The following is a 13,290-nucleotide window of genomic DNA, read 5'->3' as shown; positions in this document are numbered from 1 at the left end:
GCACCTCGACTTGTCGAAAATAGTCATCCAACCAGCGTAGAACAGTTTTTTCCCGGCAACTTACAACCACCAGCGCAGCAAAAAGAAAAACGCCATGCTCAAGAGCATGCTGAGCAAGGTATTGCGGGTGTACAGCACCAGCCCGATCGCTACGAGCGAACTCAGTAAATAAGGATTATCCCACTGCAGATTCAACTGTTTGTCCGGCATGAACACGATCGGCCCGCAGATCGCCGTGAGCATTCCCGGTACGGCAAACCCGAGAAACTGCCGTGCGTTGCTGCTCAAACGCAGCGGCAGGCGCGGTTCGAGAAACACGTAACGGTTGAGGAACACCAGAATCCCCATGCCGAAAATCACTGCCCAGACCATCATGCACGCCCCCGATACAACTTGTTGCAGACAAACCCTGCGGTCATCCCGGCCAGCCCCGACAGCACCAATGCCGAGCCCCACTGCCAATAGCTGAACAGCACCGAGCAGAACAGCGACACCGCCACGCACACCACGGTCGGCACGTTACGCACCACCGGGGTGATCAATGCGATGAAAGTGGCGGCAATCGAGAAATCCAGCCCCAAGTGTTCAAGCCCCGGAATGCTGCTGCCCAGCACGATGCCGGCCAGGGTGAACAGGTTCCAGGCGATATAGAACGTCAGGCCGACGCCCAAGGCGTACCAGCGGTTGAACTGCTGACGGTCATGCTGACTGGTGAGGGCGAACAGCTCATCGGTGAGCAAAAAGCCCAGGCCGATGCGCCAGCGCCCGGGCAGCGGCGAAATCACTGAGCGCATGCTCATCCCGTACAACAAATGCTGCGAGGTCAGCAGCAGCGTGGTCAGCAGGATCGAGAAAATCCCGGCACCCCCCTTGAGCATACCGATCGCCACCAGTTGCGCGGCCCCTGCAAACACGATGCTCGACAGGCCCTGCCCCTGTAACGGCGTGAGATTGGCTTCGATCGCCATGGAGCCGGCCAGCAGCCCCCAAGGCGCCGTCGCCAGTGATAACGGCATGATCGCCGCAGCGCCGCGAAGAAACGCACGGCGCGGCATAAGTGAGTCAGACATAACGCTCTTCAACCGAGGAAACGGTCGCAGACTCTGCCAGCAAATGCCCCTTCGCGGCTTGAACTATCTTGCGCACTTGCGCTAAATCGCAGCGCCCCAGCGTCGCTGTCGGCGTACCATGGAGGCCTTCACAACCACGTCAGGGAGACGACATGCTGTACCGAATCGCAGCCGACGGGCTGGTGCTGTTCCATCTGTCATTCATTCTGTTTGTGCTGTTCGGCGGGCTGCTGGTGCTCAAGTGGCCACGCCTGATGTGGCTGCATCTGCCGGCGGCTGCATGGGGCGTGGCGGTCGAGGTGTTGCACCTGACCTGTCCGTTGACCTACTGGGAAAACCTGATGCGCCACGCCGCCGGGCAGACCGAATACGCCGGCGGCTTCATCGAGCACTACATCTGGCCGATCATCTACCCCGCAGGTCTGACGCCACAGATCCAGTTGGCGCTGGGCAGCGTGGTGCTGGTGATCAACCTGCTGGTCTACGGGCGTCTGGCCCGTGCGTGGAAACTGCGCCGCGCCAGCCGTATTCCGTTTTAACGCGCGGCGGGTTTCAAGGTTTGCAGCCAGGCTGGATCCAGGCGCTTCTGGTCGATCTCCAGACCCAGTGCCTGCATCCGCTCTTTGTGCGCTTCGACTTCCCGGTGCAACTGCGCATGATCGCTGGAGTTACCGTCCAGTTCGTGCATCTGGGTCAGCCCCAGATGATAGAAGCGCAGCACCTTCATCGCGGTCGGATCGTTCTGTTCCACCGCAGCGGTCACCTGATGCATCACGTTGGTCACGCTCATCAGACTGCGTTTGAGCCGCCAGCTGTAGACCGCCGGTGCCATCCACGGCTGCTGCCAGAACTGCCCGCGCAGCAGCGCCGCCGTCAGCAGAAACGCGACGAACACCCCGCCGACATTGAACCGCAGGTTATCCCCGCCAGGCTCGCCGAACAGCGCCACCGCCGCCGTCGAAAGCACCATCGCCAGCACCAGGAACAGCACGGCAATGATCAACGTGCTGCGGCGCGTCTGCTGGCGAAACGTTGCTGGGTCCATCGGCTGGATCTCGAACATCAGGCATGACTTCCTTGAGCGATAAAAGGGCAACGGAAAAAACTCGCTGCGCATTATCGCCTCTCTCGGGGATTTAGCTATGCTGGGGGCCCTTTTCATCTTTTCAGCGTCCAACGGGGACATGGCGGTACAGCGCAGATCGTGCCATCTTCATTCATGGATACACACTATTCGGATGCCATCCGCCTGGTTCAGGGATGACATCGTTTTAAGGATCATTGCATGACCCAACGACACGTAATCAATGCCTCGGTCAGCCCGAAAGGCAGCCTGGAAACCCTTTCTCAACGTGAAGTTCAGCAACTGAGCGAAGCCGGATCCGGCAGCACCTACACCCTCTTCCGCCAGTGCGCCCTGGCCATCCTCAATACCGGCGCGCATGTCGACAACGCCAAGACCATCCTCGAAGCCTACAAGGACTTCGAAATCCGCATTCACCAGCAGGATCGCGGCGTGCGCCTCGAACTGCTGAACGCCCCGGCCGACGCGTTCGTCGACGGCGAAATGATCGCCAGCACCCGCGAGATGCTGTTCAGCGCCCTGCGTGACATCGTCTACACCGAAAACGAACTCGACAGCCAACGCATCGACCTCAGCACCTCGCAAGGCATCAGCGACTACGTCTTCCACCTGCTGCGCAACGCGCGCACCCTGCGTCCGGGTGTGGAGCCGAAAATCGTCGTGTGCTGGGGCGGTCACTCGATCAACACCGAAGAATACAAATACACCAAGAAAGTCGGCCACGAACTGGGCCTGCGCAGCCTCGACATCTGCACCGGTTGCGGCCCCGGCGTGATGAAAGGCCCGATGAAGGGCGCGACCATCGCCCACGCCAAGCAGCGCATCCATGGCGGGCGCTACCTCGGCCTGACCGAGCCGGGGATCATCGCCGCCGAAGCGCCGAACCCGATCGTCAATGAGCTGGTGATCCTGCCGGACATCGAAAAACGTCTGGAAGCGTTCGTGCGTGTTGGCCACGGCATCATCATCTTCCCGGGCGGCGCCGGCACCGCCGAAGAGTTCCTGTACCTGCTGGGCATCCTGATGCACCCGGACAACGCAGGCCTGCCGTTCCCGGTGATCCTGACCGGGCCGAAACATGCCGCGCCGTATCTGGAGCAACTCGATGCGTTCGTCACAGCCACCCTCGGCGATGCGGCGAAGCAGCACTACGAGATCATCATCGACGACCCGGCCGAAGTCGCGCGGCAGATGACCGCCGGCCTCAAAGCGGTGAAGCAGTTCCGCCGCGAGCGCAACGACGCGTTCCACTTCAACTGGCTGCTGAAGATCGACGAAAGCTTCCAGCGTCCGTTCGATCCAACCCACGAGAACATGGCCAACCTCAAGCTGCACCGCGACCAGCCGCCCCACGAACTGGCCGCCAACCTGCGCCGCGCGTTCTCCGGGATCGTCGCCGGCAACGTCAAGGACAAGGGCATCCGCCTGATCGAAGAGCACGGGCCGTACCAGATCCGTGGTGACGCGGCGATCATGCAACCGCTCGATGCGCTGCTCAAGGCCTTCGTCGCCCAGCACCGGATGAAACTGCCGGGCGGCGCGGCGTATGTGCCGTGCTATCGCGTGGTGGCGTAACTCTTCCGGCCCCCTAATGTGGGAGCGGGCTTGCTCGCGAAAGCGGTGTGTCAGGCAACATTGATGTTGACTGACACGACCTCTTCGCGAGCAAGCCCGCTCCCACGGGTTCTGGTGTGTGGCGGCGCAGGGTATTTCCAAGCGGAGTCCCCTGTGGGAACGAGCCTGCTCGCGAGAGAGCAGCATCAACCTTATCCCGCCAATCGCGCCGCCAATGCTTTGGCCTGCAACGCCACATCCGTCACCGCCGTGCTCTCCCACCACATCCCGCGCAGCGGTGGCCCCATCGCGAACAATCGGCTGCCGGCCCGCCCTTCAGCGTCCAGCACCGCACCGTCCACCGCCGCCGCAATCCCCAACGCCAACGGCCCCGGACGCACCAGCCCACGCGCCAGCAACTGCTGCGGCAGCGGGCGCGCGACGCGGCGCCAGTCGTACTCGATGCCACTGGAATTGATCAGCGCTGCACCTTGCACCACACAGGTTTGCGCCTCGCCGCGACGCCGAATTCGAATGCTCACACCCTCGCCCGTCATCGGCTCAAGCCCTTTGAACGACGCCGCCTGAATCCGCAACCGTCCTTCGTTGTGCAAGCGCTCAACCAATGCTGCACTCAGCGGCGGCGACCGGTGATGATGACTCTCCCACCACGGCCGAACATGGCGTACGAATTGTCGACGCTGCACGTCAGTCGCCTGACTCCACAGCCGTCCGATATGGGCCCGCACCGTGTCCAGCGGCGCCTGCCAATCGATGCCCTGAGCGATCGCCTCGCGGCAATGCCGGCGCAGCTCGCGCAACAACTGTCGAGGTGTGCGAATGCTCTGATCTTCGGCAAGAAAATCCACCCACGCCGGCGGTTGCCGACGCACATGGGGCAACAGTCCGTGACGGGAAAACACTTCGATCGGCCCGCGATGCCCGGCTTGTTCCAGCGAAACCACGGCATCGACCATGGTCAGGCCGGAGCCGATGATCAGCACAGTCGACTGCGGATCGAGCTGACGCATGGCGGCGACATCCCACGGATCAAGCGCTGCGGCGTTCAGGCCGCTGGACTCTTTCTGCGGCGTGCGCGCGGCGGGGAACATGCCCGTAGCGAGCACGGCATAGGCGCCGCGCAGAGTCTGCCCATTGCTCAAGCTCATTTGCACCGAATCCGCATCAGTTTGCAGATCGACGACTTCAGCGCGAACGTGCTCGACGGTCGAACCATGCTGCGCACCAACGACGCGCGCCTCGGCCAGACGCTGCTGCACATACACGCCAAACAGCCCGCGCGGCGGGAACAGCTCACTGATCGGCACATTCTGCTCGGCAGATTCCGGCCAGCCACCGGCAGCGATGTGCGCGGTCAGCCATTGAGTCAGGTCATCGGGGTTATCGGGGTCGACACTCATTCGCGCCGCATTGCCGTTGAGCGTGTGGCCCAGTTCGACGGCGCTGTAGGCTTCACCGCGACCGAGTTCGGCGCGCGGTTCGATGATCAGGATCCGACGCTGGCCGGGCAGTCGCAGCAATTGCACGGCCAGCATCGTGCCGCTGAGGCCACCGCCGATGATCAGGATGTCTGCGTTCTGACTCATTCAAATCACCACATTGCGCACAAAGCGCACCGCCACCGGCCCGTCATTGCGATAGCCATGGGGCTGGTTGCTGGCAAACATGAAAAACTCACCGGCGGAAATGGTGTTGGCCACGTCGCCAACCGTTAGCGTCAGGCAACCTTCGAACACATAAATCTGCTCGCTCCAGCCATCGGCGTCCGGTTGCGACGGATAGACCTCCCCCGGTTGCAGACACCATTCCCACTGCTCGACTTCACGGGTGGCGGAGGCCTTGGAAAGCAGCACCGCTTTGCTTCCGGGAATGGAGCCTGCCCATGCTACTTCGTTGATGCGGCTCGGGTCGCGCGCGTCGGGGGCCTGGATCAGGTCGCTGAAGGCCACGTCGAGCGCGTCGGCAACGCGATCGAGGGTGGTCAGGCTGACATTCTTTTCCCCGGCCTCGATCGCCACCAGCATGCGCCGACTGACGCCGGACTTTTCCGCCAGCGCGGTCTGGCTCATGTCGGCAGCGTGGCGCAGGCGCCGGACGTTGTGACTGACGTGTTGCAGGACGGACGCCCGTTGGCTGGAATCTTTGTGCACTATATTGCTCACTCGGTGGGGTTGGGCAGTATACTGCGCAACGTTGGGCGCATTGTGCGTCCTGCCTTTTATAGTGCGCAAGGACATGACGTCAGTGAACAGCTCCCCCACGCCTCTTCGCTTCTCCCGTTTCAGCAAAGCCGAGTGCGTGCTGGTGCTGATCACCATGGTCTGGGGAGGTACGTTCCTGCTGGTGCAACACGCCATGACCGTCAGTGGGCCGATGTTCTTTGTCGGCCTGCGCTTTGCCGCTGCGGCCGCCATTGTTGCGCTGTTCTCCTGGCGCCACTTGCGTGAACTGACCCTGTTCGAGCTCAAGGCCGGATCGTTCATCGGCGTGGCGATCATGCTCGGTTACGGCTTGCAGACGGTTGGTCTGCAAACGATCCCGAGCAGTCAGTCGGCATTCATCACCGCGTTGTACGTGCCCTTCGTGCCGTTGCTGCAATGGCTGGTGCTGGGCCGTCGCCCGGGGCTGATGCCGAGCATCGGCATCATGCTGGCGTTTACCGGTTTGATGCTGCTGTCCGGGCCTTCCGGCGCTTCGCTGAATTTTAGCCCAGGGGAGATTGCCACCCTGATCAGTGCCATCGCGATTGCTGCCGAGATCATTCTGATCAGCACCTATGCCGGTCAGGTCGATGTGCGCCGGGTGACCGTGGTGCAATTGGCGATGACGTCGGTGCTGTCGTTCCTGCTGGTGGTGCCGACCGGTGAAGCGCTTCCGGATTTTTCCTGGACCTTGCTGGTGACCGCGCTGGGACTCGGCGCGGCGAGTGCGGCGATTCAGGTGGCGATGAACTGGGCGCAGAAAAGCGTTTCGCCGACCCGGGCGACGTTGATCTATGCCGGTGAGCCGGTGTGGGCCGGGATCGTCGGGCGAATCGCCGGGGAGCGCTTGCCGGCGATTGCGCTGGTGGGTGCGGGGTTGATTGTGGCGGCGGTGATTGTCAGCGAGCTGAAGACCAAGGGTAAGGTTGTCGAAGAAGACGCGGAGCTGGAGCGGGAGACCCAAGGTTAATCCGCGATATCTTTAGTGCCTGACCCATCGCCTTCGCGAGCAAGCCCGCTCCTACATTGGAATGTATTTCAAATGTGGGAGCGGGCTTGCTCGCGAAAGGGCCATCCGTCACAACATCCCTCCCCCTGAAACAATGCCAAACCAAATTTTTCAGACTACTTTGTAGGATTCTGAGACATCCTGGCGTTTGGTAATCAGGGAGCTGGCACGTATGATGCTTCACAAACTTCCGCAGATTAGAAGCCTATGTCCCTGATAGTTCTACTGCTTCTGCCATTCATTGGCAGCTGTCTGGCAGCGGTGCTGCCACACAACGCGCGTAATACCGAATCCCTGTTGGCAGGTCTGGTCGCTTTGATCGGCACCGTGCAGGTCGCGCTGTTGTATCCGCAAATCGCCCACGGCGGGGTGATCCGCGAAGAATTCATGTGGCTGCCCAGCCTCGGTTTGAATTTCGTCCTGCGCATGGACGGCTTCGCCTGGTTGTTCTCGTTGCTGGTGCTGGGCATCGGCGCTCTGGTCTCTTTATATGCGCGTTATTACATGTCGCCGGACGACCCGGTGCCGCGCTTCTTCGCCTTTTTCCTGGCGTTCATGGGCGCCATGCTCGGGCTGGTGATCTCCGGCAACCTGATCCAGATCGTGTTCTTCTGGGAGCTGACCAGCCTCTTCTCGTTCCTGTTCACCGCTCCGATGCGCGGCGTGGCGCCTATATGGCGCTGATGGTCACCGGTGCGGGAGGATTGTGCCTGCTGGCGGGGGTCATGATCCTCGGCCATGTCGTCGGCAGCTATGACCTGGACAAGGTCCTGGCCGCCGGCGATCTGATTCGCGCACATGCCCTCTACCCTATCCTGCTTCCCCTCATCCTCATTGGCGCCCTAAGCAAAAGCGCCCAGTTCCCCTTCCATTTCTGGCTACCGCACGCCATGGCGGCGCCCACTCCGGTTTCGGCTTATCTGCACTCGGCGACCATGGTCAAGGCCGGGGTGTTCCTGCTTGCGCGCCTGTGGCCGTCGCTGTCCGGCAGTGAAGAATGGTTTTACATCGTCAGCGGCGCCGGTGCGTGTACGTTGTTGCTCGGCGCCTACTGCGCAATGTTCCAGAACGATCTCAAGGGTCTGCTGGCCTACTCGACCATCAGCCACCTCGGACTGATTACTCTTTTACTGGGCCTGAACAGTCCGCTGGCAGCTGTTGCCGCGGTGTTCCACATTCTCAACCACGCGACCTTCAAGGCTTCGCTGTTCATGGCCGCCGGGATCATCGACCACGAAAGCGGCACCCGTGACATCCGCAAACTCAGCGGCCTGATCAAACTGATTCCGTTCACCGCCACATTGGCCATGGTCGCCAGCGCGTCGATGGCCGGCGTACCGCTGCTCAACGGCTTCCTGTCGAAAGAAATGTTCTTCGCCGAAACCGTGTTCATCAACGCCACCGCGTGGGTCGAAGCAGCGTTGCCGATTGTCGCGACCATCGCCGGTACATTCAGCGTCGCCTACTCGCTGCGCTTTACCGTCGACGTGTTCTTCGGCCCGACCGCTACCGATCTGCCACACACCCCGCACGAACCGCCGCGCTGGATGCGTGCGCCGGTCGAGCTGCTGGTGTTCACCTGTCTGGTCGTCGGGATCTTCCCGGCGCAAGTGGTCGGCCCGCTGCTCGCAGCCGCCGCGCTGCCGGTGGTGGGCGGGACGCTGCCGGAATACAGCCTGGCGATCTGGCATGGTCTGAACGCGCCGATGATCATGAGCCTGATCGCCATGTCCGGCGGCATCGTGGTCTATCTGCTGCTGCGCAACCAGCTCAAGCGTGGCCGCTTCAAATACCCGCCACTGGTGGGTCGCTTCAACGGCAAGCGCCTGTTCGAGCGCAGTCTGGTGCTGATGATGCGCATGGCCCGTCGGGTAGAACGCCGACTCGGCACCCGCCGCCTGCAAATGCAACTGTTCCTGATGGTCCTGGCGGCAGTGCTCGCCGGCCTGATCCCGATGTTGCACAGCAGCCTGAGCTGGGGTGACCGGCCGAAGATTCCGGGTTCCATCGTGTTCGTCACCCTGTGGCTGCTGGCGATTGCCTGCGCCCTCGGCGCCGCCTGGCAGGCCAAGTATCACCGTCTCGCCGCCCTGACCATGGTCAGCGTCTGCGGGTTGATGACCTGCGTGACGTTCGTCTGGTTCTCGGCGCCGGATCTGGCCCTGACGCAACTGGCGGTGGAAGTGGTGACCACGGTGTTGATCCTGCTCGGCCTGCGCTGGCTGCCGCGACGCATCGAAGAAGTCTCGCCACTGCCGTCGAGCCTGCGCAAGGCCCGCGTGCGGCGCTTGCGCGACTTGCTGCTGTCGATTGCCGTCGGCGCCGGCATGGCGCTGTTGTCCTACGCAATGCTGACGCGGCAGACGCCCAACGACATTTCCTCGTTCTACCTCAGCCGGGCCATGCCCGAGGGTGGTGGCAGCAACGTGGTCAACGTGATGCTGGTGGACTTCCGCGGCTTCGATACCCTCGGTGAAATCACCGTGCTGGTGGCCGTGGCGCTGACCGTGTTCGCCCTGCTGCGACGCTTCCGCCCGCCGAAAGAAAGCCTGCAACTGCCGGCCCAGCAACGCCTGCTCGCGCCGGACGTGGTCACCGATCTGGTCAACCCGCGCAGCGCCAGCGACACCGCGCTCGGTTTCATGATGGTGCCGGCGGTGCTGGTGCGCCTGTTGCTGCCGATCGCGCTGGTGGTGTCGTGCTACCTGTTCATGCGCGGTCACAACCAGCCGGGCGGCGGTTTCGTCGCCGGACTGGTGATGTCGGTGGCGTTCATCCTGCAATACATGGTCGCCGGGACGCAGTGGGTCGAGGCGCAAATGAGCCTGCGACCGCTGCGCTGGATGGGCACCGGGCTGCTGTTCGCCACCGCCACCGGTCTCGGGGCGATGGCGGTCGGTTATCCGTTCCTGACCACCCACACCTGGCATTTCGCCTTGCCGCTGCTGGGCGAGATCCATATCGCCAGCGCGCTGTTCTTCGATATCGGCGTGTACGCCGTGGTGGTCGGCTCGACGCTGCTGATCCTCACCGCCCTCGCCCACCAATCGGTGCGTGGTCACAAGACCGCGTCGCTGCCCAAGTCCGTCGCCAGCAAAGGAGCCGTCTGATGGAAGAAGTCATCGCAATCGCCATCGGCGTGCTCGCCGCGTCCGGTGTCTGGCTGGTATTGCGGCCACGGACATTTCAGGTGGTCATGGGCCTGTGCCTGCTGTCCTACGCGGTCAACCTGTTCATCTTCAGCATGGGCAGCCTGTTCATCGGTAAAGAGCCGGTGATCAAGGACGGCGTGACACAGGATTTGCTGCACTACACCGATCCGCTGCCGCAGGCACTGGTGCTGACGGCGATCGTCATCAGCTTCGCCATGACTGCGCTGTTCCTGGTGGTGCTGCTGGCGTCGCGGGGCCTGACCGGCACCGACCACGTCGACGGCCGGGAGCCCAAGGAATGATGGCGATGACTCACCTGATCGCCGCACCGATCCTGCTTCCGCTGCTGACCGCCGCCATCATGTTGATGCTCGGCGAAAAGCACCGGCCGCTGAAGGCGAAAATCAATCTGTTCTCCAGCCTCGTCGGCCTATTCATCTCGGTGATGCTGCTGCAGTGGACGCAAACCACCGGCGTGCCCGGTTCCATCGGCGTGTATCTGCCGGGCAACTGGCAGGCGCCGTTCGGCATCGTGCTGGTGGTTGATCGCCTGTCGGCCTTGATGCTGGTGCTGACCGGGATCATCGGCGTCAGCGCCCTGCTGTTCGCCATGGCGCGCTGGGACGGCGCGGGATCGAGCTTCCACGCGTTATTCCAGATTCAGTTGATGGGCCTGTACGGCGCCTTCCTTACCGCCGACCTGTTCAACCTGTTCGTGTTCTTCGAAGTGCTGCTCGCGGCCTCTTATGGTCTGTTGCTGCACGGTTCGGGTCGGGCGCGAGTGTCGTCGGGCCTGCATTACATCTCGATCAACCTGCTGGCCTCGTCGCTGTTTCTGATTGGCGCGGCGCTGATCTATGGCGTCACCGGCACTCTGAACATGGCCGATCTGGCGCTGAAGATTCCGCTGGTGCCGGAAGCCGACCGTGGCTTGCTGCATGCTGGCGCGGGGATTCTTGCGGTGGCGTTTCTGGCGAAGGCCGGCATGTGGCCGCTGAACTTCTGGCTGGTGCCGGCCTACTCCTCGGCCAGTGCGCCGGTGGCGGCGATGTTCGCGATCATGACCAAGGTCGGCGTCTACACCCTGCTGCGCCTGTGGACGCTGCTGTTTTCCAGTCAGGCCGGGGCCTCGGCGTTCTTCGGTGGCGACTGGCTGATCTACGGCGGCATGGCGACCATCGCCTGCGCGGCGCTGGCGATTCTCGCCGCGCAACGCCTGGAGCGCATGGCCAGCCTGAGCATTCTGGTGTCGGCCGGGATTCTGCTGTCGGCGGTGGGTTTCGCCCAGCCAAACCTGATCGGCGCAGCGCTGTTCTATCTGGTCAGCTCGACCCTGGCACTGAGTGCGCTGTTCCTGCTGGCGGAGTTGATCGAGCGTTCGCGTTCGGCCAACGAAATCCCGCTGGAGGACGAAAGCGAGTTGCTGCCGCGTCCGCAGGAATCGCTGCAACCGCCCAAGGGCATCAACCTCGATGACGAGCAAAAAGCCGTAGTCGGTCAGGTCATCCCGTGGACCATGGCGTTTCTCGGCTTGAGTTTCATCGCCTGCGCGCTGCTGATCATCGGCATGCCGCCGCTGTCCGGGTTCATCGGCAAGCTCAACCTGATCGGTGCGCTGCTCAATCCGCTGGGGCTGGGCGGCGAGGCGCCGATCTCGAACGCTGCATGGGCGTTGCTGGCGCTGCTGATCCTCTCCGGACTGGCCTCGTTGATGGCATTCGCGCGCATGGGCATCCAGCGTTTCTGGACGCCCGAGGAGCGCCCTTCGCCGCTGCTGCGCAAGCTTGAATGCGCACCGATCTTCCTGTTGCTGGGGCTGAGCATCGCGCTGACCTTCAAGGCCGAACCGCTGCTGCGTTACACCGAGGCCACCGCCGACGCGCTGAACAACCCGCAGCAATACGTGATGGCGGTGCTCGGCACCCGCGCCGTGCCCAGCCCTGAAGCCAAAGCGGCGATGCTGGAGGTGCAGCCATGAAGCGCGTATTTCCGGCACCATTGCTGTCCCTGGCGTTGTGGGTTTTGTGGCTGACGCTGAACCTGTCTGTCAGCCCGGGCAACCTGCTGCTCGGCGCGATACTCGGGTTCGCCGCACCATTGATGATGCGCAAGCTGCGCCCGAAACAGGTGCGCATCCGCCGTCCGCTGACGATTTTGCGCCTGTTCGTGATGGTCGGTCGTGACGTGATCCTCTCCAACCTGATCGTCGCCTGGGGCGTGATCAACGCCGGTCGCCGCCCGCCGCGCTCGCGCTTCGTCAAAGTGCCGCTGGACCTGCGCGACGCCAACGGTCTGGCGGCGCTGGCGATGATCTGCACCGTGGTGCCGGGCACCGTGTGGTCGGAGCTGGCGCTGGATCGCAGCATTCTGCTGCTGCATGTTTGGGATCTGGATGACGAGGCGCACTTCATCCACCACTTCAAGACTGCCTACGAGCAGCCGTTGATGGAGATTTTCGAATGAGCCCGTTGCTGTCGAACGCGATTCTGCTGACGCTGTTCCTGTTCTCGCTGGCGATGGTTCTGACCTTGATTCGCCTGTTCAAGGGGCCGTCGGCACAGGATCGGGTACTCGCTCTGGATTACCTGTACATCGTCGCCATGCTGATGATGCTGACCCTGGGCATTCGTTATTCCAGTGACACTTACTTCGAGGCAGCGCTGCTGATCGCGCTGTTCGGCTTCGTCGGCTCGTTTGCCCTGGCGAAATTCCTGCTGCGTGGCGAGGTGATCGAATGAATGCTGAATTGTCGCTGTGGGTGGAGATTCCGGTGGCGATCCTGCTGGTGCTCAGCGGTGTGTTTGCGCTGATTGGCGCGACCGGATTGCTGCGCATGAAGGATTATTTTCAACGCATGCACCCGCCGGCGCTGGCCTCGACAATCGGCGCGTGGTGTGTGGCGCTGGCGTCGATCATCTGCTTTTCGGCACTCAAGTCCGGGCCGGTGATGCATGCGTGGCTGATTCCGATTCTGCTGGCGATTACCGTGCCGGTGACTACGTTGCTGCTGGCGCGGGCGGCTTTGTTCCGCAAGCGCATGGCCGGGGATGATGTGCCGGCTGAGGTGAGTAGCCGCCGCTCCGAGAGTGGTAGTTAGTTTCTACATCCAGGGTGTCTGAACTGGCCTCTTCGCGAGCAAGCCCGCTTGTGTCTGAGTAAGGGAATAAACTCTGGGGTGAGAGGGGTGGATGGCAAGCTG

At 62.5% G+C, this 13,290-nt stretch carries 13 protein-coding genes and 1 pseudogene; 9 read left to right on the top strand and 5 right to left on the bottom strand.

Annotation, left to right across the window (positions count from 1 at the left end; genetic code table 11):
- Positions 1–60: 60 nt before the first annotated feature.
- Both LVD08_RS19380 and LVD08_RS19375 read right to left on the bottom strand, forming a co-directional pair.
- Complete coding sequence (locus LVD08_RS19380) at positions 61–372, bottom strand: AzlD domain-containing protein (RefSeq protein ID WP_166497451.1); 312 nt, start codon at positions 370–372, stop codon at positions 61–63.
- Positions 372–1,070 carry an AzlC family ABC transporter permease gene (locus LVD08_RS19375; protein WP_183780536.1) on the bottom strand — a complete coding sequence of 233 codons (699 nt, stop codon included), beginning with the start codon at positions 1,068–1,070 and terminating at the stop codon, positions 372–374. Before LVD08_RS19375 ends, LVD08_RS19380 begins: the two co-directional genes overlap by 1 nt.
- Before the next feature lie 152 nt (positions 1,071–1,222).
- On the opposite strand from LVD08_RS19375, the gene LVD08_RS19370 reads away from it, so the two are divergent.
- Positions 1,223–1,609 (top strand): DUF2784 domain-containing protein, encoded by a 387-nt coding sequence (locus LVD08_RS19370; protein ID WP_027612976.1) that lies wholly within the window; start codon positions 1,223–1,225, stop codon positions 1,607–1,609.
- Here the strand turns inward: LVD08_RS19370 and LVD08_RS19365 are convergent.
- Positions 1,606–2,133 carry a DUF3087 domain-containing protein gene (locus LVD08_RS19365; protein ID WP_247268944.1) on the bottom strand — a complete coding sequence of 176 codons (528 nt, stop codon included), beginning with the start codon at positions 2,131–2,133 and terminating at the stop codon, positions 1,606–1,608. The two genes, LVD08_RS19370 and LVD08_RS19365, sit on opposite strands and share 4 nt — an antisense overlap.
- 222 nt (positions 2,134–2,355) lie before the next feature.
- On the opposite strand from LVD08_RS19365, the gene ppnN reads away from it, so the two are divergent.
- On the top strand, positions 2,356–3,729 hold the full coding sequence (gene ppnN / locus LVD08_RS19360) for a nucleotide 5'-monophosphate nucleosidase PpnN (protein ID WP_027612974.1): 1,374 nt from the start codon (positions 2,356–2,358) through the stop codon (positions 3,727–3,729).
- Positions 3,730–3,920: 191 nt separating this feature from the next.
- Here the strand turns inward: ppnN and LVD08_RS19350 are convergent, their stop codons facing one another.
- Positions 3,921–5,315: an FAD/NAD(P)-binding protein gene (locus tag LVD08_RS19350; protein ID WP_247268943.1), complete on the bottom strand. Its 1,395-nt coding sequence runs from the start codon at positions 5,313–5,315 to the stop codon at positions 3,921–3,923.
- Positions 5,316–5,879 (bottom strand): helix-turn-helix domain-containing protein, encoded by a 564-nt coding sequence (locus LVD08_RS19345; protein ID WP_247268942.1) that lies wholly within the window; start codon positions 5,877–5,879, stop codon positions 5,316–5,318.
- Between the two features lie 85 nt (positions 5,880–5,964).
- Here LVD08_RS19345 and LVD08_RS19340 point away from each other — a divergent pair, with 85 nt between their 5' ends.
- The 7 genes and pseudogenes from LVD08_RS19340 (at position 5,965) to LVD08_RS19310 (ending at position 13,188) form a co-directional block, all read left to right on the top strand.
- Complete coding sequence (locus tag LVD08_RS19340; protein ID WP_247268941.1) at positions 5,965–6,900, top strand: DMT family transporter; 936 nt, start codon at positions 5,965–5,967, stop codon at positions 6,898–6,900.
- 246 nt (positions 6,901–7,146) lie between these two features.
- A pseudogene (locus LVD08_RS19335) lies at positions 7,147–10,049 on the top strand (monovalent cation/H+ antiporter subunit A).
- Positions 10,049–10,393, top strand: coding sequence for a Na+/H+ antiporter subunit C (locus tag LVD08_RS19330; RefSeq protein WP_003225953.1), 345 nt, complete (start codon positions 10,049–10,051; stop codon positions 10,391–10,393). Before LVD08_RS19335 ends, LVD08_RS19330 begins: the two are co-directional and overlap by 1 nt.
- Positions 10,390–12,069 carry a monovalent cation/H+ antiporter subunit D gene (locus tag LVD08_RS19325; RefSeq protein WP_247268940.1) on the top strand — a complete coding sequence of 560 codons (1,680 nt, stop codon included), beginning with the start codon at positions 10,390–10,392 and terminating at the stop codon, positions 12,067–12,069. Before LVD08_RS19330 ends, LVD08_RS19325 begins: the two co-directional genes overlap by 4 nt.
- Positions 12,066–12,554, top strand: a complete 489-nt coding sequence (locus LVD08_RS19320; protein WP_027612968.1) for a Na+/H+ antiporter subunit E — start codon at positions 12,066–12,068, stop codon at positions 12,552–12,554. The genes LVD08_RS19325 and LVD08_RS19320 overlap by 4 nt, the downstream gene beginning before the upstream one ends.
- The gene (locus tag LVD08_RS19315) at positions 12,551–12,829 is read left to right on the top strand and encodes a K+/H+ antiporter subunit F (RefSeq protein WP_003225959.1); all 279 of its coding nucleotides are present in this window, start codon (positions 12,551–12,553) and stop codon (positions 12,827–12,829) included. The genes LVD08_RS19320 and LVD08_RS19315 overlap by 4 nt, the downstream gene beginning before the upstream one ends.
- Positions 12,826–13,188 carry a Na+/H+ antiporter subunit G gene (locus LVD08_RS19310; protein WP_247268939.1) on the top strand — a complete coding sequence of 121 codons (363 nt, stop codon included), beginning with the start codon at positions 12,826–12,828 and terminating at the stop codon, positions 13,186–13,188. The genes LVD08_RS19315 and LVD08_RS19310 overlap by 4 nt, the downstream gene beginning before the upstream one ends.
- Positions 13,189–13,290 lie beyond the last annotated feature (102 nt).

The organism is Pseudomonas sp. YL2, assembly GCF_023063025.1.
Taxonomy (GTDB): Bacteria; Pseudomonadota; Gammaproteobacteria; order Pseudomonadales; family Pseudomonadaceae; genus Aquipseudomonas; species Aquipseudomonas putida_A.
This window is presented reverse-complemented; position numbering and strand designations above follow the sequence as displayed.